We start from the raw sequence: 16,936 nt of genomic DNA on the forward strand, positions 1-16,936 counted from the left end.
TACGGCTTACGTTCCACCATGTCTTCCAGCAGAACGCACCAGCCCCCACACGCAACACGATCAACCCCGCACGCCAGACATCACCTCAACCCGAAACCCAGCGAACCCGTACAGAACACCCTCTGAGACCTGCTGGAGCCGGTGCTGGAGAAGGTCGAGTGGGCGCTGCCGCGGCGGCGCTGTGGGTGTTGTGGGAAGGTCACGGCGGCGTCGGTGCCGGGGGTGCGGCACGCGGCGGCGGGCACGGTGTCCTACGGGCCGCGGCTGCACGCGGCGGCGGTGTTACTGGCGTCCGAGGGCAACGTGCCGGTCGAGCGGGCCGCGATGGTGATCGACACGCTGCTGGGTGTGCCGGTCTCGGCGGGGTTCATCGCCCGCGCGAACGCCCGGGTTGCCGACGACCTGGCCACGGCGGGTTTCGACGAGGCGATGAAGACCGCGCTGCGGGCGGTGCTGGTGCTCGCGCCGAACGTCCAGAAGGGGGCAGGCAGGCTCATCGACCTGCTCCGCGAGGCGAACCGGCTGGTCGTCGCCGCCCGCGCCACCGGCCAGAGCCGCCTCGACCAGGACGTGATCGACGAGCTGCGGGCCCGCTACGACGCCGACGTCCAGATCGGCGAGCTGACGAACATGTCCCGCCCCTGGACCGACGACAAGAACCACCCCGGCCTGGTCCTGGCCCGCCGGCTTGCCGCGAAGGCCGACCAGGTCTGGCTGTTCTGCGCCAACTTCCACGTTCCCTGGACGAACAACCCCGCCGAGCAGGCGATCAGGCTCCCGAAACGCCACCAGGCCATCTCCGGCTACTGGCACACCCCGACAACCCTCACCGCCTAAACCAACATCAACACGGGGCTGCTGGAACCGTCACCCGTGAATGGACACGGGCACGCAGTGCCTTCTTGTCGATCTTCCCGGTGGGCAGTATCGGCAGCTCGTCGACCACGATCACAGACCGGGGGGCCTTGTAGCGTGCGAGCTGGGAGCCCACGTGCTCCTTGAGCTCGGCGGCGTCCACCACCGCGCCCTCGGCCGCGACGACGATCGCGCAGACCGCTTCGCCCCAGCGCTGGTCGGGCACCCCGACCACGGCGCACTGCGCCACCGCGGGGTGCTTGTTCAGCGTGTCCTCGACTTCGAGGGAGTAGATGTTCTCACCGCCGCTGATGATGACGTCTTTCTTGCGGTCGACAAGGTGTAGCAGGCCTTCCTCATCGAGTACGCCGATGTCGCCGGTATGGCACCAGCCGTCCCGGATGGTGGCCGTGGTCGCGGCGGTGTCGTTCCAGTAGCCGAGGAACATCGAGGGGGACGAGACGACGATCTCCCCGGGAGTCCCTTGTGGACAGTCGTTGCCCTCGTCGTCGACGATCCGTACGGACACGTCGGGGAACGGGTGCCCGACGGAGGTGAGCCGGCGATCCCGTGCCGGGCCTTCGCCGCGGTGGAGCTCGCGGGGGAGTGCGGAGGTCATGACCTCGGTCTGGCCATAGAGGTTCAGGAACCCGGCCTCGGGCATCGCGGCCAGCGCCGCGGTCAGCGTGGGTGCGGTGATCGGCGCGGCGGAGTAGACCACGGTGCGGACTCCGGCGAGTGCGTCCGTTCCGGTGGCCGCGTCGATGACGGCCTGCAGCATGGTGGGTGCCAGGTGCAGCACCGTGACCCCTTCGGCGGGCACGGTCTCGATGACCGCGGCCGGGTCGAACTGGCGGTGCAGCACGGCGGTGCCGCCGCGGGCGTGGATGCCCAGCGCCATGGCCATGGCTCCAATGTGGAACATCGGCATGGTGAGCAGGATCCGGTCGTCGCTGCCGCTGCGCATCTCGTTGTTCATCAGGTGTGCGCCGGCGAACATGCCGCGCTGCCCGAGGATGCAGCCCTTCGGCCGGCTCGTGGTGCCACTGGTGTAGATCAGGAACGCGATGTCGTCGGGACGGGCGCTGAACGGCAGGTCCTCACCTCGCCGGGCGGCCACGAACTCTTGGTAGTCAACGATATCCGTTCGGTCGGTCCGCTCCAGGCAGACCACGAGTTCCAGGCCCAGCTCCGCGCGCACGGCGTCGGCGACCGGCAGGTACTCCGCGTCGACGAACAGCACCCGCGGGCTCGCGTCGGCGAGGATGCGGCCGATCTCCGGTGCCGCGAGGCGAAAGCTGACCGTGGCGACGGCAATGCCGGACAGCTGCCCGGCCGCCAGCACCTCACCGAACTCGATGCTGTTGCGGCCAAGGATGGCGATCCGGTCCTGCCGGTGCAGTCCCACCCCGGCCAGCGCGGCGGTCAGCGCCGACGCGCGTTCGCAGAGCTCGCGATGGGTGATGCTGCGGTCGTCGGCGACGTACGCGGGAACGCCGGCGAAGCGCACCGCATTCTGGCGGACGACATCGCCGAGACACTGCTGTGTGGGCACGGGCTACTCCAATGGGGATCCCGGCGAACTTACTTGACGATAATGTCAACCCGAGTCGTCCCGGGCAAGGGGCGGGGCCGGCCGGGTGGTCCACTCGGCGAGCACCTCGGCTGTGTGCTCACCGGTGGCGGCCAGCACCTCGACCGAGGCGGGCCGCTCCGCACCCGCCGTTCGCGGCGCGGGCGCCGGAACCGTCACGGTCCGCCCGTCATGGGTGTGCAGCGCGCGCAACGCGCCCCTGGCCCAAATGTGCGGGTCGGCGGCCACGTCTCGCGCGGTGTTCACCGGTGCGACGGGCAGCATCGCCGCGACCATCTTGCCGATGGCCTCGTCCCGGTCATGGCCCTCGAACCAGGCCCGCACAGCGTGTTCGAGCTCCGCGTCGTCGGGCGCGCCCACCAGCGCGGCGAGATCCCGGCGCTGGCGGGGCGTGGAGATGCTCGTGGCGACCCAGGCGCCGTCCGCGGTGGAGAACACCATGCGCAGGCTCGACCCAGCGAGCCGGCTGCCGAGCCGGCCCGGTGGAGGCACCCCGTCGGACACCGCGGTCACGGTCGGACCGACGATGTGCAGCATCGCGTCGACCGGGTTCACGTCCACCACCCGGCCGCGCGCGCTGTTGGCCACCAGGTCGTAGCAGGCGGAGACCACCCCGAAGGCCCCGGTCAGCGCCATCACCGCGTCCCCGAGCGGGACCGAGGGCAGAACCGGCGGCCCGTCGGCGTCCCCTGTCATGTGAGTGAGCCCGGCGAACGCCTCGGCCAGGGTGCCGTTTCCTGGCCGGTCCGCGTACGGGCCGTCCGCCCCGAACCCGCTGACGTGCGCGACGACGAGGTCCGGATTGACCGCCAGCAGGGTCGCCGGATCGAGGCCACGTCGTGCGAGCCGGGCGGCGGGCTCGTTGACCACGACGACGTCGGCCGCGGCGACCAGCCGGTGCAGGGTGGCCCTGTCCTCGCTGTCGAGCACGACCGACCGCTTCCCCCGTGCGGTCAGCGGCCAGAAGGGGGTCGTGCGGTAGCTGTCGCCCTCCGGCGGCTCCAGCAGCACCACGTCGGCGCCGTGGTCGGCGAGCAGGGCGGACAGCAGTGGCGCGGCGAACAGCGAGGCGGCGTCGAGCACCCGCAGCCCCGCGAGCGTGCCTGCTGTCATGCGCCGACCCGCCGGGTCTGCGTGATCGTGGTGCCCCAGCTGTGCAGCGCGGCCGCGTGCAGTCCGCCCAACCCGCCGGCGACCATGACCAGCACGTCCTCCGGCCGCTGGGCGAGGTGCACTCGCCCGCGCCCGTCGACCCGGCCCGCCTGCTCGAACTGACGCTGATGCTGCTCCGGCCACTCCGATAGGGGCACCGCGGCGTAGTCCCAGAGGATGCGCGAGACGTCGGCGACGTCCGGGTAGGCGCGGCCGATCATCTCGGCCCACACGGGGTTGAGCGCCACGAGCACCTCGGCGAAGGAGAGCTGGACGAGGAAGCCGTTGGCACCCGTATGTGCCAGCGCGCGCCCGACGAAGTGCAACAGCACATCGGGATCGGCCGCGACGACCTCGCAGATGTTGGCCGTGCCCATCGTGCCGAATACGGTCACCGCGTCCCCTGCGACGCCCCGCCGCTCCGCGAGCGGTGTCCATGGCGAGCGTTCCTCCCACTCGCCGAACACGATGCCCGTGGCGCGCCCTGGCTGGCCGAACGTGCTCTGCGACGTCACCCCGACCCGCTGCCCCGCGATATTGCGCATGACCAGGCGCAGCGCGCGCCCGATCGCGGAGGACGGCCCGTCGGCGCCGCCGAGGCAGCCGGTTCCGAACGGGATCCCGAGCTCATGCCTGAGCCCGCCGTTGACGACGACGGCAGGTGTCACCGAGCCGGTCGTGGCGTTGAGCGCGTGCAGTTCGAAGCCGGGGTCCGCCATCGCGCCGATCGCGCTTAACAGCAGCGGCATCGCGGACGGGGGGGCACCGGCCATCACCGCGTTGACGGCCACCTTCTCGACGGTGCACGCCGCCCCCGACGGGGGTAAGGTCGCGACCACCTCGTCCGCGGGCCGGCCCGCGGACGCGACGTGCGCGGCGACCCGTTCGGGCGTCGGCGGCACGAGCGGAAGGCCGTCGCTCCAGCCGCGTTCGTGCGCGAACGCGGCGAAGGACTCATGGTCGGCGGGAGCCACGATGCTCGTCGCTGCGGTGGTCATGCGACGCTCGCCCCCAGGTTCTCCAGCAGCCGCCGGTACAGCGCGCGGGCGTGGGCACGGACCTCGTCCTCGGGCAACGTGTGCACCGAGAACGGCAGTACGATCAGGCGCAGGCCAGGGCGGCCCTGGTCGGCGGCGAGTGTCCTGGCGAGGGTCTCGAACTGCTCGGTGACCCCGACGATCGCCGGCAGGCCTCGGGTGAGCCCCGACAGCCCGTCCCTGACGCTCCACGAGGTGCAGGAACCGCAGTTGCCGAGGCCGGACACGACGACGTCCACCCCGCCGACGAACGCGTCGTACTCGGCCTGCTTGCGCTCGCCTTCCGCGCCCTTGAGACCCTGTGCACGGCGCCAGGTGGTCACCGCCGCCCCGGCCGCTTCGAGTTCGCGGGTCCATTCGCTGACCGTCCAGTCCCAGGCCGGCCACAGCACGTCGACGCGGAAGCCGATGCGCTTCCCGGAAAGGGGTCCCGCGTCCGGCCCTGGGTCCGGATTCCCCGGCGAGATCTCACCCGTCGGGTCCAGGACCGTGATCACGCCCCCGGTCGCCGCGTGCGCGGCGGGCTCGGGCGGCCCGGGTTCCCGGGGGTCGGCGAGCACCAGCCGCCGCACACCGGGGACGGTCCGCCGCAGGGCGCCGTCGACAACGTCGCGCAGCCGATCCGGCGGGAGGACGCAGTCCGCGCAGGTGATGTCGTCGAGGGCGAGGGCGAGCTCGATGGTGCCGAGCCGCTCGTCGAGAGACGTCAGTCGCAGCGCCGCCCCGTCGCCCTCGAACATCGCCGCGAGATCGGCGACCGTCTTCTCAACGCTGTCACGGTCGATCATGCTGGCCTCCCGCGTGGGCCTCCTCATCGGAGCCCTGGACGTTGTTATTTGGCGATGATGTCAAGTTCGGTCCCGGCAGGCAAGAGCCTCTCCCTCGATCCCCGGGACCACGCCCCCATAATCTCCGCGCCGTGCAGGGCTGTCCCGGTTGATGTCCACAAACGACTTTTACGTTCAGCGGGCGTTGAAAATTGCCGCGGGAAAAGGGAAATCGAGGCGCCACGCAGCTGGTTTCAGGTCCCGTGCCGTGAAGCGTCGACGAACCGACAAGTTTTTGTGGCAATGGTTGTCTGCCGGTAGCTGTTCAGCTCGGGTGGTAGGCGGTGCGCTTGGCGCTTATCCGCATCAGGGCAGGCGGAGCGCCCCGTGCGCGATGCGCGCGGGGTTCGTGTTGGCGGTATGGCAGGCTGGCCGCGTCAGCCGGGTTCAGCGGCGGGCGGTAGCCAGGGGCTGGTCGTGAAGAGTCGTTCGAGAACGTCGAGGGTGTCGAGGCCCCACTTGGTCGCGGTCGATGGGATCTGCGGTGACCAGGGGGCTCCCTGGTCACCGCCGCCGGTCATCCGGGACCACTTCCCGCTCGACGATCGCCGCGCGGACCTGCTGTCGCAGGATCTTTCCCATCGAGTTGCGCGGAATGGACGGCAGCGTCTCCACCCGCTCCGGAGTCTTGTACCGGGCCAGTCCCGAGTCCCGGCAATGCGCGCGCACGTCGTCCAGGGTGGGCGCGGGCAGCCCCTGCACCGGAACCACCACGGCGCAGCACATCTCGCCCAGGCGTGCATGCGGCAGCCCGATGACCGCGATGTCCGCGATCGCCGGATGCGTGGACAGCACCGCTTCGATCTCGGCGACCGAGATGTTCTCGGCACCTCGCACCACGATCTCCTTGAGCCGGCCGGTCATGGTGACCAGGCCGTGCTCGTCCATGGTGGCGAGATCGCCGGTGCGGACGTAGCCTTGTTCGTCTATCGCGTTGGCGTCGAGTTGGTGGTCCAGGTAACCGACGCAGCGCTGCGGCCCGCGTAACCGCAGCTCCCCCGAGTTCCCCGTGGGCAGGTCGGTTCCGTCGGCGCCGACGATCCGGACCTCCACACCCGGCCCGGGGAGCCAGGAGGACCTCGCCTTACCCGCCTCGTCCCTAGGCCGCGGAAATCCCGCGGCGGGGAACTCGGTCAGGCCGTACCCGTTCACCACGCCGTCCCCGCCCAATGTCCGGCGGACGAGCTCGTCGAGGTCCGGAGCGACCGGCGCACCGCCACCCATGCACAGCCGCAGTCTGGGAAACAGCCGCTCGGCGCCGTGTTTTTGTTGCGCGGCAAGGTAAGCCTGGAAGAATGGTGTCGCGCTGCCGAGGATCGTCGCCCCGTGTTCAGCCATGACAGCCGGTGACGCGGCGGGGTCGAAAGTGTCGAGGAGCACGAGCCGGCTGCCCACACGCAACCCGGTGATCAGCCAGGCTATGCCGCCGATGTGGGCGAAGGGGTATGCCATCGGGAACACGTCGTCTTCCCCGACACCGAACTGGTCCACCATCGTGTTCGAGGACGCGAACACGGAAGCGTCGGTGTGTAGCACGCCCTTGGGCCGCGCGGTGCTGCCCGACGTCACGTACACCCAGCGCGGGGCGTCCGACGCCGGTGGCGAAGGTAAGCCCGCCGGGTCACCTTGCGGCAGCGCGAGGTCCGTGCCCGGGTTTTCGCTGTGGTCGCAAGGAATCACCCGAGCGCGGGCCCCGGCGATGGACCGCACCGCCGCGGCGTGCTCGAACCCGCGCCAGCGGGTCGGGACCACCGCGAACTCCGGCCCGAACTGGTCGTCGAGCGCGCATAGCTCCGCCTCCCGCAGAACCGTGATCACCGGGTTCTGCACGGCGCCGAGCCGGGCCAGCGCCACGCTGAGCACCACGGATTCCAGCGTGGTGGGCAGCTGCCACATGACCCGCGAGCCCGGCCGCACACCCTGCCCCGCGAGCCCGGCTGCCACCCGCTCCGCGGTGTCGCGGAGCCCGGCGGCGGTCATCGTGCGGCCCCGGTCGTCGCTCAGCAGGATCTGGCCGGGTGTCCGCTCGGCACGCCAGACCACCAGCTCCCACAGCCGTTGTGTCGGCGCCGTGGTCATCGCGGGCTCCCGGTCCGCGCCGTGCAGCGACCGTACGGGATCGCGTAGTGGTCGCCGGGGCGCAGGCCCGCGTCACGCAGCAGGCGGGCAAGGCGGTTGGCGCCTTCGGTGAGTTCCCGATAAGTCTGCCGCTGACCGGTGCCGGCGACCACCACCGCGGACTTGTCCGGAGTGGACCGTGCGAAATCGGCCGGGTACATGCGTACCTCCTCGTGCACGCCGGATCAGGCGCCGGCTCTTTGCGGGGCGGCGAAGCGCTGCCTGAGCGCCTTCTTGTCGATCTTGCCGGTCGGCAGGACCGGAAGCTCGTCGACGACGACGACCGAGCGCGGTGCTTTGTACCGCACGATGCTCGTGCCGACGTGCTCGCGCAGGTCTGTCACGTCGATACGGTGTCGCCGAGGCAGTGGTCGAAGCGGGTCGACGGCACGGGCTACTCCATTGGGGGCCGGGCGCAGGACTCTGACGATGATGTCAACTGGCCGTGCAAGAGGCAAGGTTTCTCGGCGGTATCAAGTTATATAATTTATTGATATCATGGCACTGAGGTGATGGCTCATGACGCAGGAGTGCGGTAGCTGTTCAGCTCGGGTGGTAGGCGGTGCGCTTGGCGCTTATCCGCATCAGGGCAGGCGGAGCGCCCCGTGCGCGATGCGCGCGGGGTTCGTGTTGGCGGTATGGCAGGCTGGCCGCGTCAGCGGGGTTCAGCGGCGGGCGGTAGCCAGGGGCTGGTCGTGAAGAGTCGTTCGAGAACGTCGAGGGTGTCGAGGCCCCACTTGGTCGCGGTCGACAGGTAGGACTGCACGGCCGCGAAGTCGACGAGGCCGGCCAGGGTCCGCCAGCAACGCACCTCCGGTGTCAGCGTGCGGGCGTCGTGGGCGAGTGAGGAGCGGTCGCCGTGGTTGCAGGTCTCGCCGCGGGTGTGCGCGCCGCACCAGGCGTGCAGCGCCTGGGTGAGGTGGGTGTAGCCGTGGTAGCCGTCACGCATCAGCACGCCGGTGAACGCCGGCCAGATCCCGCCGGCGTCGATCGCTTTCGTGTACGGACTGTCCGACGACGACGGCCACGACGAGTTCGTGCTGTCCTTGCCGACTCGACGGTCCAGTTCGCAGACCCTGTCAGCGAGCTGCTCGACCTGCCCGACCAGCCGCTCAATCAGGCGCGCCTGCTCGATGATCGTGCCGGCCTGGGCGGCGATGGTGGCGTCCCGGTCCGCAAGCAGGCGCACGATTTCCTCGTACGTCGGACGGCCGGCTGACTCCACGTCCCGGACGCTATCCGATCATCACCCACCGGCCCGCGAACGCCACACGATCATCAAACAAGATCTACAAGGCCGCCGCCCAACCGACGTGAACAGCTACGAGTGCGCATGTTTGTGTGCGATCGCGGGGCACTACGGGATCTGCCGGGTCGACGCCGAACCGGGCCTGGTCCTGCCGGGTGCGCGTGTACGTCATCGCGGCGAATGGGGCATTGTGTCGCAGCTGCTACCGGGCTCAGCTGCGGCGCCGTCCGGCGTGGTCCGTCGCGCACGACGGACAGGTGTGGGCACGGATTGCCGGGTGACCGGGAGGGCAGCCAGTGTTACGGTTTGACGATGTCGTCAATTAACGTCGCTATCGACCCCCGGGCCACCGCCGTTGTCTGTGTGGAGTGCCAGGCCGGTGTCCTCGGCGAGAATTCTGTCCTGCCCGCGCTCGCGTCCGACGCCCGAGCGGTGTTGCCCGGCATCGAGAAGCTTGTGCACTCGGCCCGAGCGGCCGGCGCGACCGTGGTGCACGCGACCTTCGAGGGCAGGCTCGGTGCGGTGAACCCGGGAACCGCCCCCTTGTGGCGGGCCATGGCACCCCCCACCGAGGAGTGGGCGCCGGGGCATCCCGCCACGCGGGTCCTGCCCGAGCTCTACGCCGAGGAGGACCTGGTGCTGCCGCGGCACCACGGCTTGTCGGCCACCTGGGGTAATGAGTTGCTGCCCGTGCTGCGGGGCCGCGGCGTGCGCACCGTAGTGTTCGCCGGGGTCTCCCTCAACGTGGCGCTGGTGCTGGGCGCCGGGGAAGCGACCCACGAAGGGTTCGAGGTCGTGATAGCCAGGGACGCGGTCACCGCGACTCCGGCCGAGTACGGCGAACAGATGCTGCGACACACCTTCAAAATGCTCGGCTGGGTCCTGACCGTCGACGAACTCGGCGCGGCCTGGCGCGCCTTCCCAGCCGAAACGAATGTCCAATCCGGGTCCGACGGAGGTCGAACCGCGTGAGCATTCCCAAAAAAGGGCCATTAGCCGGGCGCACCGCGCTGATCACCGGCGCCAGCCGGGGGATCGGCGCCGCCATCGCGCTGCGTTTCGCCGCGGCGGGAGCGAACGTAACTCTGCTCGCCACGTCGGGGCAGCCACGCCCCAACCGGTTGCCTGGCACAGTGTACTCGGTGGCCGAGCAGGTCACCGAAGCCGGCGGGAAGGCGCTGGCGGTGGTCGGCGACATCCGCAAGGACGACGACGTCGAGGCCGCCGTGGCGCGCACCGTCGAGGAGTTCGGCGGGCTGGACATCGTGGTCAACAACGCTGCCGCCTTCGACACGACGCCCACCTCGGCGATCGCGATGAAGAAGTACGATCTGGTGCACGCGATCAACGCGCGCGGCAGCTTCCTGGTCAGCCGGACGGCGCTGCCGCACTTGGACAAGTCCGCGGCCGGGCACATCCTGACCATCTCGCCGCCGCTGGACCTTTCCGGACAGTGGCTGGGCTCGCACCTGGCATACACCGCGTCGAAGTACGCGGCGAGCCTGAACACGCTCGGCCTCGCCGCCGAGCTCGCCGACCGCGGCATCGCGGCGAACTCACTGTGGCCCCGTACGGCAGTCGGTACCGAAGCGATCCGGGTGATCCTCGGGGAGGAGGTCGCGGGCAAGCGGGCCCGCACACCCGCGGTGATGGCCGACGCCGCGCTCGCGATCGTCAGCAGGGACCCGCGGTCGTTCACCGGTCAGCTGGTCACCGACGAGGAAGTCCTGCGCTCCGAGGGAGTGACCGATTTCTCCAGCTACCGCCTCGACGGCGAGGAGTCCGACCTCGAGCTGAGCTTCTTCCTGCCGGAGACCACGGAATGAGCGCGTCCGCCGAGACCGCCGCAGCGGACCTGCGGCCCGCGCAGCACGCTCATTCCGTGATGCACTGCAATCTGAACACGGTCGACGGTGCCCGCGCGGCCGCGTTCGCGATGGCGGTGTTCGGCCTTGACCCACGGATGCGGTCGGTGAGCACCGACGACGATTCGACCAGCTTGGGCCTGGACAAGTCCACCGCCAGCGTGACCACGTTCCTCTACGACCGGCGCGGTCCCCGTGCCGTGCCTGCTGTCGAGTTCGTCGAGTGGCAGCGGCCGGTGGCCCAGCCCGCGGAGCCGGGTATGCGCCCGTCGGCGTTCGTGTCGCTGGGCTACCGTGTCGCATCGCTGTCCCGGCTGCAGAACCGGCTTACGACGCTGGGCCACACCGGTGAGCCGGTTGCCGGCGGGCTGCGCGTACGTGGCGCGATATGGCCAGGTCTGAAGGTCAGCGATCCCGACGGCGTCACGATCGAGGTCGTGGAGATCCCACCCGCGGAGACGGATCCGGCCGGTGGCCTGATCTCCCACGAGCGGATGCAATGCACCGATCTGACGCGGTCGATCGCGTGGTACGGCTCGATCGGCTGGGCCGTGCGGGCGCGCGGCACTGACGAGGGGACGCCCTGGGCGTCACTTCGTCCTGCCGGAGGACCCGACGTTCTCGCTGGAGCTGGAGGAGCGGGCCGGCGTCGCGACCGGATCGCCCCGGCGGGCCAACACCCACGGCCTGTACCGGATCGCGCTCGCGGTCGACGACGTGCGCGAGGCGCACACGGCACTCGTGCGGGAGTCGGGTGAGCAGGTGCCAGAACCACTCTTCATCCCGATGCTGGACACCCCGACCGGCGGGTTCACGGTGCTGTTCCTTGCCGATCCGGACGGCGCGGTCGTCGAGCTGGTCGAGCGTCCGCGCTCACAGGTCCGGCGGCCAACCGAACCCCGCTGACGAGACACCGACAGAACCGGGGCCGGCGAAACCGCCGGCCCCGGTTCTGTGTCAGACCTCGACGACGGGATCCGCGGGCGCTCCCGCCAGCAACGTCCGGCCGGTCGCCTCGCTCAGCGCTCGATGCCCGCCGAGCAGGGCATCGAGCGCGCTCGCGCGCGTGACATAGCGGTGCATCGCGCTCTCGCTCGTCAGGCCCATCGCGCCGAGCACCTGGACACAGTGCCGCATCACTTCGGCCTGCGCGCGCCCAGCTCGCAGCTTGGCCAGCGCGGCCGCCCAGGCACCGCCGTCGGCGCTTCCCGCGGCGGCCCAGGCGGCGTCGAGCATCGACGCGCTGTCGTTGATCGCGACATGGCCTTCGGCGAGACGATGGCGCACGGCCTGGAACGACGCGATGGGGCGGCCGTACTGCACCCGTGCGGAGGTGTGGGCTACGGCGAGACCCAACGCAGCCTGGCACACTCCGGCGATCTCCGCGGCCAGCGCCCGGCGTCCGGCGGCTACCGCCCGCTCCCAGGCTTTGGCGGCGGGAACCGTGGTCCCGGACGGCTGCCAGCCGGTCACCGTCAGCCAGCCCGAGCCGGCATCGAAGCCTGCGACGGGTTCGGTCGGGAGGCTGCCTGGGTCCGCGGTGAGCAGCGCGACAGAACCGCTCTCCCGCACCGGCACCACCACCTCGTCGACCGATTCCAGGCCGGCCAGCAGCAGCCCGCGCACCGGTCCATCCACAGTGGACGGCTGATCGCCGTCACCGGGATGCGGGTAGAGCACCGCGCGGGTGCCGTTCCCGGCTGGCAGAACCTGGTCGAGTTCGGCGAGCAGCACGGCGTCGAGCGCGTGCGAGGACGCCAGCGCCCTGCCGTGCTCGGTGAACAGCAGCGTGGTCGCGCCGGCGGGATCCTCGGCCACCACTTCCGACCAGCCCAGGGTCTCCAGGGCCGGGCCGACCGCGCGGCCGGCCGAGCCGGCGAACAGATTGCGCAGCGATCCGGTGAGCAGTTCGGCGGTCGCGGCGTCCATGGTCGTACTCGTCATGCCCGGGGCTCCTTCGGCAAGCCGAGCACGTGGTCGGCCAGAATCGTGCGCTGGACCTCGGCGGACCCGCCGAGAATGGTGGTCGACCGGCTGAACCACCAGTCCGCCCGCCAGTCTCCGGTGTCCGCGCCCGCACCGAAGACGAAGTCGGTGCCGAGCAGGTCGCGGGCGAGATCGTGCACGCTGATCTCCGCTGTCGCGAGCAGAACCTTGTCCACGCTGGCTTCCGGGCCCACGGTCTCCCCTGCCGCGAGCCGTCGCACCGTCTGCGCGCTCCGCGCGCGGAGCGCGATGATGTCGCCATAGCACTCGCCGATGCGGGTGGCGGCGCCGTCGGGCAAGGACGTGCCGGCCACCTGGCCGAGCAGCTCGCGGAAACGGCGCAATGCCACCGCGGAGCACAGCCACGCATACATCGCCCGTTCCCACTGCAGGAGGTACATCGCCACGGCCCAGCCCTGGCCCTCCTCGCCGATGAGCCGGTCTGTAGGGACAACCACGTCGTCGAAGAACACCTCGGCCAGGTCCTGGTACCCGCTGGCCAGCGCGATGGGCCGGACGGAGACGCTGGGGGCGTCCGCATCCACCATGATCATGGATAGGCCGCGGTGCCTGCTCTCCGGCGCTCCGGTGCGCACCAGGCAGACGAAGCGGCTCGCGGTCGCGCCATGGCTGGTCCACAGCTTCTGGCCGGACAGCACGTAGTGGTCGCCTTCACGGCGCGCGCGGCAGCGCAACCCGGCCAGGTCGCTGCCTGCCTCCGGTTCGGAGAACCCTTGCCCCCACCAGTTCTCGCCCCGCAAGTACTCCGGCAGGTAACGGGCGGCCAGGTCCGGTGCGAAGTGGACGACCGGCGGGCCGAGGGTTTCCAGCATCAGGTGTGGGTCGGGCACCGGCAGCCCGGCGGCCGACAGCTCGTCGTAGAGCACGGCCCGGTGCCGTTCGTCGCCGTCGAGGCCACCGACCTCGGCAGGCCAGCCGTAGCGGTTCCAGCCGTCCTTGTAGAGGTGTTCCATGAGGGCGGCGTGATCGGCAATGCGGTGTTCGGTGCTGGCGTAGTGCTTGCCGCGCCAGCGGTCGAGTGCGTCCCCGTTACGCAGGTAGGCGCGCAGCGAGGTGCGGTAGGCCCCGACGTCGGTCGCGAGCGATGCGGTGGCAGTCCTCGTCACGATGCCTGCCGTTCCGCTTCCCGGGCCTTGGACCGTGCGAGGAACTTCCTCACGAGCTCCTGGTGCTCGGGGGTGTCGAAGGAGGCGAACTCCTCGGCCAGCGCGTACTCGAGCACCCCGGCGACAGCCCGTTTGATGTGCATGTTCAGGGCCCGCTTGGTGCTCTGCACCGCTTGCGGGGGTTGCTTGGCGAGTTTCTCGGCGAGTGCGATCGCCTGGTCCAGCAGCTCGCGGTCGGGCACGACGCGGCTGGCAAGGCCGAGCTCGACCGCTTTGTCCGCGGGGATGCGCTCGCTGGTGAGCAGATATTCCTTGGCCCGTAGCATGCCCATCAGCAACGGCCAGGTCGGCGCGCCGCCGTCGGCAGCGGTCAGCCCGACGCTGACATGCGGGTCGGAGATGAACGCGCTCTCGGCGATCAGCACGATGTCGCTGCACACGGCCAGGTTGCAGCCGAGGCCCACCGCGGCACCGTTGACGGCCGCGACCACGGGCAGCGGGAAGTCGACCATCTCGTTCAGCAGCCGGCGGGCGCCGTCGATGTCCTTGCGGCGCGCGGGACGGTCCTCCCACAGCTCGACGAAATGCTCGAAGTCGCCACCCGCACTGAAGGCCTGCCCAGCACCGGTGAGCACGACCGCCCGGACCTCCGGATCGTCGGCGAGATGGCGCCACACGGCGATCAGTGCGTCATGCAGTGTTTCGTTCGCCGCGTTGAGCGCTTCCGGCCGGTTCAGCGTGACGATCCGGATCGGGCCCCTCGCCTCGATGAGCAGCTCCGGCGCGAACGGGTTCGGCATCGACCCCTCCTGTTCGTCCTGGTGCGTGTCCTGCTGACTCCGACGTCAAGAACGACATTCCCCACGTCGGGCGGCGGTGGACAACGCGATAGTAGGTCAATCACAACGCTGATTGACTAAAAAGTCAAATAAGCTTACTGTTTGGCCCGGATTGCCAAGCGAAAGGAGCGGGATCAGTGCGTGCGGAGGGCGAGCGGATGCTCGATGGCCGGGTCGTCATTGTGACCGGCGGTGGCCGGGGCATCGGCCGGAGCCACTGCCTGGAACTCGCCGACCACGGCGCGACCGTGGTCGTGAACGATCTCGGTGTCGGGGTCGGCGGCGAGTCGTCGGCGGAGGACCCGGCCCAGGAGGTCGTGGCCCGCATCGAGGAGCTGGGCGGAAAAGCAGTCGCCGACGCCGGGTCGGTGACCGACTGGGATGGCGTGGGCGGCCTTGTTGAGCGCGCGGTCGAGCAGTTCGGCCGGCTCGACGCGGTGGTCAACAACGCCGGCATCCTGCGGGACAAGACGATCACCTCGCTGACCGAACACGACTGGGACCTGGTGATCGACGTCCACCTCAAGGGGACCTTCGCGCTGACCAAACACGCCTGTGACTACTGGCGCCGGGAGTACAAGCAGGGGCGCCCGGTCGCGGGCCGGGTCGTCAACACCACCTCGGGCACCGGTCTCGCCGGAAACGTCGGCCAGGCCAACTACGGGGCCGCGAAGGCCGGTATCGCCAACCTGACGCTGACCACCGCCATGGAGGGCAGCCGGTACGGCGTCACCGCGAACTGCGTGTCGCCGGTCGCGGCCACCCGGATGACCCAGACCGTCGGGGTTTCCTCCGCCGAGGGTGACTGGGACCCGCTCGACCCGGCCAACTCCTCCCCGGTCGTCGCGTGGCTGTGCTCGGAGCGGTCCGGCTGGCTCACCGGGCGGATCTTGCGCGTCGACGGCAACACCGTGCACCCGGTGGCACCGTGGTCGGTCCTGCCGGGGCACACGGCCAGGAGTGGCGAACGCCTCGACGCGACCGAGCTGGACACCGGGCTGCGCGTGGCGCTTGGCACCTTCCCCGCCGGGATCCCTGGCCTGCGTGGGTGATGTCCGCGCGATCCGGGGTGCACATCGACATGCGCGACAAGGTCGCGCTCGTGACCGGCGGTGGTTACGGGATGGGCTGGGCCTCGGCCCGCCGGTTCGCCGAATGCGGGGCAAGCGTCGTGGTGGCCGACATCGCCTGTACTCCGCATGTTCGGGAAGGGTGCTTTGACCAGCCCGTTTCTTGATCACGGGGGTTTGGTCGGGTCGGCTCCCAGGAGGTCGAGCACGCGCTGCTGCAGCGCGGTAGGCCGGGGGATGTAGGCGGGCTGGCCGCTGTGGGCAGGCACGAGGCGCAGGTCGGCGAGCGCTTCGAGGATGAGCCGGCCGGTGGGCCGGGCCGGGCGGCGGGCGTAGAGCCCAGGAACCAGCTCGCTGGGCCCGGCGGCGCGCCGGGCCTCGCGCTCGACCAGCGAGAACACCAGCAGTGCCAGGCCGACGACGTGCAGCAGCCCGTGGATCCGCTGGTTGTTCTCCAGGTAGAACGGGTTGACCGCGAGAGGGCCCTTGAACGCGCCGTTACGCCGTTCGGCGGCTTCCTGGCCCTTGTAGTCGAGGAAGACCCCGACGGCGTCCTTTTCCGCGACGTTCTGGTTCGTGAGCAGCGCGAACCAGCCGTCGGCCTTCGCGGACAGTTCCAAGGCCGCCTCGTCGAAGAACCAGCTCAGCAGTGGTGTGCCGGTGTTGGAGTGGGTGTCGACGTGGGTCCGTAGCCACGCCCCGACCCGACACTCGGCGGTGATCTTCGCGACGCGGGTGTGGACGGCGGCCTCGTCGGGGTAGTACCGGGTGCCGAGATTACGGTGCAGTATGACCAGCGCGGCCCGCGCCTTGTCCTGACTTGGGCCAAGATCTGATCGTCTCGCTGTTCGCGGACGGGTGACCTGCGGGTTTGGTCTCGGAGGCACGCACTAATCGGGGTGGTGGCCGTGGCCTACTCTGTCGGGCTGTGTCTCCTTACGTGCGGACGGTGAAGACCGCGTCCGGTGCGCGGGCGGTGCAGATCGTGCACTCCCAGCATCGGGGATCGCGCGAGATCGAGCACATCGGGTCAGCGCACACCGACGCCGACCTCGAACTACTCAAGGCCGTGGCCCGCCAGCGGCTCGCTGCCGGGCAGGGCGAGCTCGACCTTCGGCTGCCGGGCAGCCCGGCGAACTCCGGCGCCGCGCTGCCGATCACCTCGACGCGAGCGGGTCACCTCCTCGACGCGCTGGCCCGCGGCTACGACACGCTGG

General features: G+C 70.3%; 17 protein-coding genes and 3 pseudogenes. 8 read left to right on the top strand and 12 right to left on the bottom strand.

Going from position 1 to position 16,936, the window contains the following annotated elements:
• Nucleotides 1–126: 126 nt before the first annotated feature.
• Nucleotides 127–822 (top strand): annotated as a pseudogene (locus AB1460_RS30515) (IS66 family transposase); the annotation flags it as partial.
• A gap of 22 nt (nt 823–844) precedes the next feature.
• Here the strand turns inward: AB1460_RS30515 and AB1460_RS30520 are convergent.
• The 8 genes from AB1460_RS30520 to AB1460_RS30555 all read right to left on the bottom strand — a co-directional run bounded on the left by AB1460_RS30520 (nt 845) and on the right by AB1460_RS30555 (nt 8,772).
• Nucleotides 845–2,410, bottom strand: a complete 1,566-nt coding sequence (locus tag AB1460_RS30520) for an AMP-binding protein (RefSeq protein ID WP_368965545.1) — start codon at nt 2,408–2,410, stop codon at nt 845–847.
• Between the two features lie 45 nt (nt 2,411–2,455).
• Nucleotides 2,456–3,562 carry a CaiB/BaiF CoA transferase family protein gene (locus AB1460_RS30525; RefSeq protein ID WP_368965546.1) on the bottom strand — a complete coding sequence of 369 codons (1,107 nt, stop codon included), beginning with the start codon at nt 3,560–3,562 and terminating at the stop codon, nt 2,456–2,458.
• A complete protein-coding gene (locus AB1460_RS30530; protein ID WP_368965547.1) occupies nt 3,559–4,599 on the bottom strand; it encodes a hypothetical protein in 1,041 nt (346 codons plus the stop codon). Before AB1460_RS30530 ends, AB1460_RS30525 begins: the two co-directional genes overlap by 4 nt.
• On the bottom strand, nt 4,596–5,426 hold the full coding sequence (locus tag AB1460_RS30535; protein WP_368965548.1) for a hypothetical protein: 831 nt from the start codon (nt 5,424–5,426) through the stop codon (nt 4,596–4,598). The genes AB1460_RS30530 and AB1460_RS30535 overlap by 4 nt, the downstream gene beginning before the upstream one ends.
• Before the next feature lie 543 nt (nt 5,427–5,969).
• The gene (locus tag AB1460_RS30540) at nt 5,970–7,544 is read right to left on the bottom strand and encodes a class I adenylate-forming enzyme family protein (protein ID WP_368965549.1); all 1,575 of its coding nucleotides are present in this window, start codon (nt 7,542–7,544) and stop codon (nt 5,970–5,972) included.
• Nucleotides 7,541–7,744: an AMP-binding protein gene (locus AB1460_RS30545; RefSeq protein ID WP_368965550.1), complete on the bottom strand. Its 204-nt coding sequence runs from the start codon at nt 7,742–7,744 to the stop codon at nt 7,541–7,543. The genes AB1460_RS30540 and AB1460_RS30545 overlap by 4 nt, the downstream gene beginning before the upstream one ends.
• Nucleotides 7,745–7,768: 24 nt before the next feature.
• The gene (locus tag AB1460_RS30550) at nt 7,769–7,927 is read right to left on the bottom strand and encodes a hypothetical protein (protein WP_368965551.1); all 159 of its coding nucleotides are present in this window, start codon (nt 7,925–7,927) and stop codon (nt 7,769–7,771) included.
• A gap of 311 nt (nt 7,928–8,238) precedes the next feature.
• The gene (locus AB1460_RS30555) at nt 8,239–8,772 is read right to left on the bottom strand and encodes a DUF6444 domain-containing protein (RefSeq protein ID WP_368965552.1); all 534 of its coding nucleotides are present in this window, start codon (nt 8,770–8,772) and stop codon (nt 8,239–8,241) included.
• Nucleotides 8,773–9,144: 372 nt separating this feature from the next.
• On the opposite strand from AB1460_RS30555, the gene AB1460_RS30560 reads away from it, so the two are divergent.
• Genes AB1460_RS30560 through AB1460_RS30575 form a run of 4 tightly spaced genes read left to right on the top strand, consistent with a single transcriptional unit; the run spans nt 9,145 to nt 11,603 of the window.
• Entirely contained in the window at nt 9,145–9,804 is a 660-nt protein-coding gene (locus AB1460_RS30560) for a cysteine hydrolase (protein ID WP_368965553.1), read from the top strand.
• Entirely contained in the window at nt 9,801–10,658 is an 858-nt protein-coding gene (locus AB1460_RS30565) for an SDR family oxidoreductase (protein ID WP_368965554.1), read from the top strand. Before AB1460_RS30560 ends, AB1460_RS30565 begins: the two co-directional genes overlap by 4 nt.
• A complete protein-coding gene (locus AB1460_RS30570) occupies nt 10,655–11,455 on the top strand; it encodes a VOC family protein (RefSeq protein WP_368965555.1) in 801 nt (266 codons plus the stop codon). The genes AB1460_RS30565 and AB1460_RS30570 overlap by 4 nt, the downstream gene beginning before the upstream one ends.
• Nucleotides 11,456–11,459: 4 nt before the next feature.
• Nucleotides 11,460–11,603: a hypothetical protein gene (locus AB1460_RS30575; protein WP_368965556.1), complete on the top strand. Its 144-nt coding sequence runs from the start codon at nt 11,460–11,462 to the stop codon at nt 11,601–11,603.
• Nucleotides 11,604–11,654: 51 nt separating this feature from the next.
• On the opposite strand, the gene AB1460_RS30580 is transcribed toward AB1460_RS30575, so the two are convergent.
• Genes AB1460_RS30580 through AB1460_RS30590 form a run of 3 tightly spaced genes read right to left on the bottom strand, consistent with a single transcriptional unit; the run spans nt 11,655 to nt 14,610 of the window.
• Nucleotides 11,655–12,641, bottom strand: coding sequence for an acyl-CoA dehydrogenase family protein (locus tag AB1460_RS30580; RefSeq protein ID WP_368965557.1), 987 nt, complete (start codon nt 12,639–12,641; stop codon nt 11,655–11,657).
• A complete protein-coding gene (locus AB1460_RS30585) occupies nt 12,638–13,813 on the bottom strand; it encodes an acyl-CoA dehydrogenase family protein (RefSeq protein ID WP_420497417.1) in 1,176 nt (391 codons plus the stop codon). Before AB1460_RS30585 ends, AB1460_RS30580 begins: the two co-directional genes overlap by 4 nt.
• Nucleotides 13,807–14,610, bottom strand: coding sequence for an enoyl-CoA hydratase/isomerase family protein (locus AB1460_RS30590; RefSeq protein WP_368965559.1), 804 nt, complete (start codon nt 14,608–14,610; stop codon nt 13,807–13,809). Before AB1460_RS30590 ends, AB1460_RS30585 begins: the two co-directional genes overlap by 7 nt.
• A gap of 197 nt (nt 14,611–14,807) precedes the next feature.
• Between AB1460_RS30590 and AB1460_RS30595 the strand changes: the two genes are divergently transcribed.
• Together AB1460_RS30595 and AB1460_RS30600 are read left to right on the top strand one after the other, a co-directional pair.
• Complete coding sequence (locus AB1460_RS30595) at nt 14,808–15,701, top strand: SDR family NAD(P)-dependent oxidoreductase (RefSeq protein WP_420497418.1); 894 nt, start codon at nt 14,808–14,810, stop codon at nt 15,699–15,701.
• Nucleotides 15,701–15,835, top strand: a pseudogene (locus AB1460_RS30600) (oxidoreductase); the annotation flags it as partial. The gene AB1460_RS30595 and the pseudogene AB1460_RS30600, both read left to right, overlap by 1 nt.
• Before the next feature lie 51 nt (nt 15,836–15,886).
• Here AB1460_RS30600 and AB1460_RS30605 read toward each other — a convergent pair.
• The gene (locus AB1460_RS30605; protein ID WP_368965562.1) at nt 15,887–16,606 is read right to left on the bottom strand and encodes a hypothetical protein; all 720 of its coding nucleotides are present in this window, start codon (nt 16,604–16,606) and stop codon (nt 15,887–15,889) included.
• A 41-nt stretch (nt 16,607–16,647) separates the two neighbouring features.
• Between AB1460_RS30605 and AB1460_RS30610 the strand changes: the two are divergent.
• Nucleotides 16,648–16,936: pseudogene (locus tag AB1460_RS30610) on the top strand (IS1634 family transposase); the annotation flags it as partial.

This window comes from Parafrankia sp. FMc2 (assembly GCF_041008525.1).
Classification (GTDB): domain Bacteria; phylum Actinomycetota; class Actinomycetes; order Frankiales; family Frankiaceae; genus Parafrankia.

Bases quoted from the DNA above. Each gene is read 5' to 3' on its own strand.
- AB1460_RS30590 (WP_368965559.1), bottom strand. From the start codon at position 14,610: ATGCCGAACCCGTTCGCGCCGGAGCTGCTCATCGAGGCGAGGGGCCCG.
- AB1460_RS30595 (WP_420497418.1), top strand. From the start codon at position 14,808: ATGCTCGATGGCCGGGTCGTCATTGTGACCGGCGGTGGCCGGGGCATC.
- AB1460_RS30570 (WP_368965555.1), top strand. From the start codon at position 10,655: ATGAGCGCGTCCGCCGAGACCGCCGCAGCGGACCTGCGGCCCGCGCAG.
- AB1460_RS30535 (WP_368965548.1), bottom strand. From the start codon at position 5,426: ATGATCGACCGTGACAGCGTTGAGAAGACGGTCGCCGATCTCGCGGCG.
- AB1460_RS30530 (WP_368965547.1), bottom strand. From the start codon at position 4,599: ATGACCACCGCAGCGACGAGCATCGTGGCTCCCGCCGACCATGAGTCC.
- AB1460_RS30545 (WP_368965550.1), bottom strand. From the start codon at position 7,744: ATGTACCCGGCCGATTTCGCACGGTCCACTCCGGACAAGTCCGCGGTG.
- AB1460_RS30525 (WP_368965546.1), bottom strand. From the start codon at position 3,562: ATGACAGCAGGCACGCTCGCGGGGCTGCGGGTGCTCGACGCCGCCTCG.
- AB1460_RS30560 (WP_368965553.1), top strand. From the start codon at position 9,145: ATGTCGTCAATTAACGTCGCTATCGACCCCCGGGCCACCGCCGTTGTC.
- AB1460_RS30580 (WP_368965557.1), bottom strand. From the start codon at position 12,641: ATGACGAGTACGACCATGGACGCCGCGACCGCCGAACTGCTCACCGGA.
- AB1460_RS30540 (WP_368965549.1), bottom strand. From the start codon at position 7,544: ATGACCACGGCGCCGACACAACGGCTGTGGGAGCTGGTGGTCTGGCGT.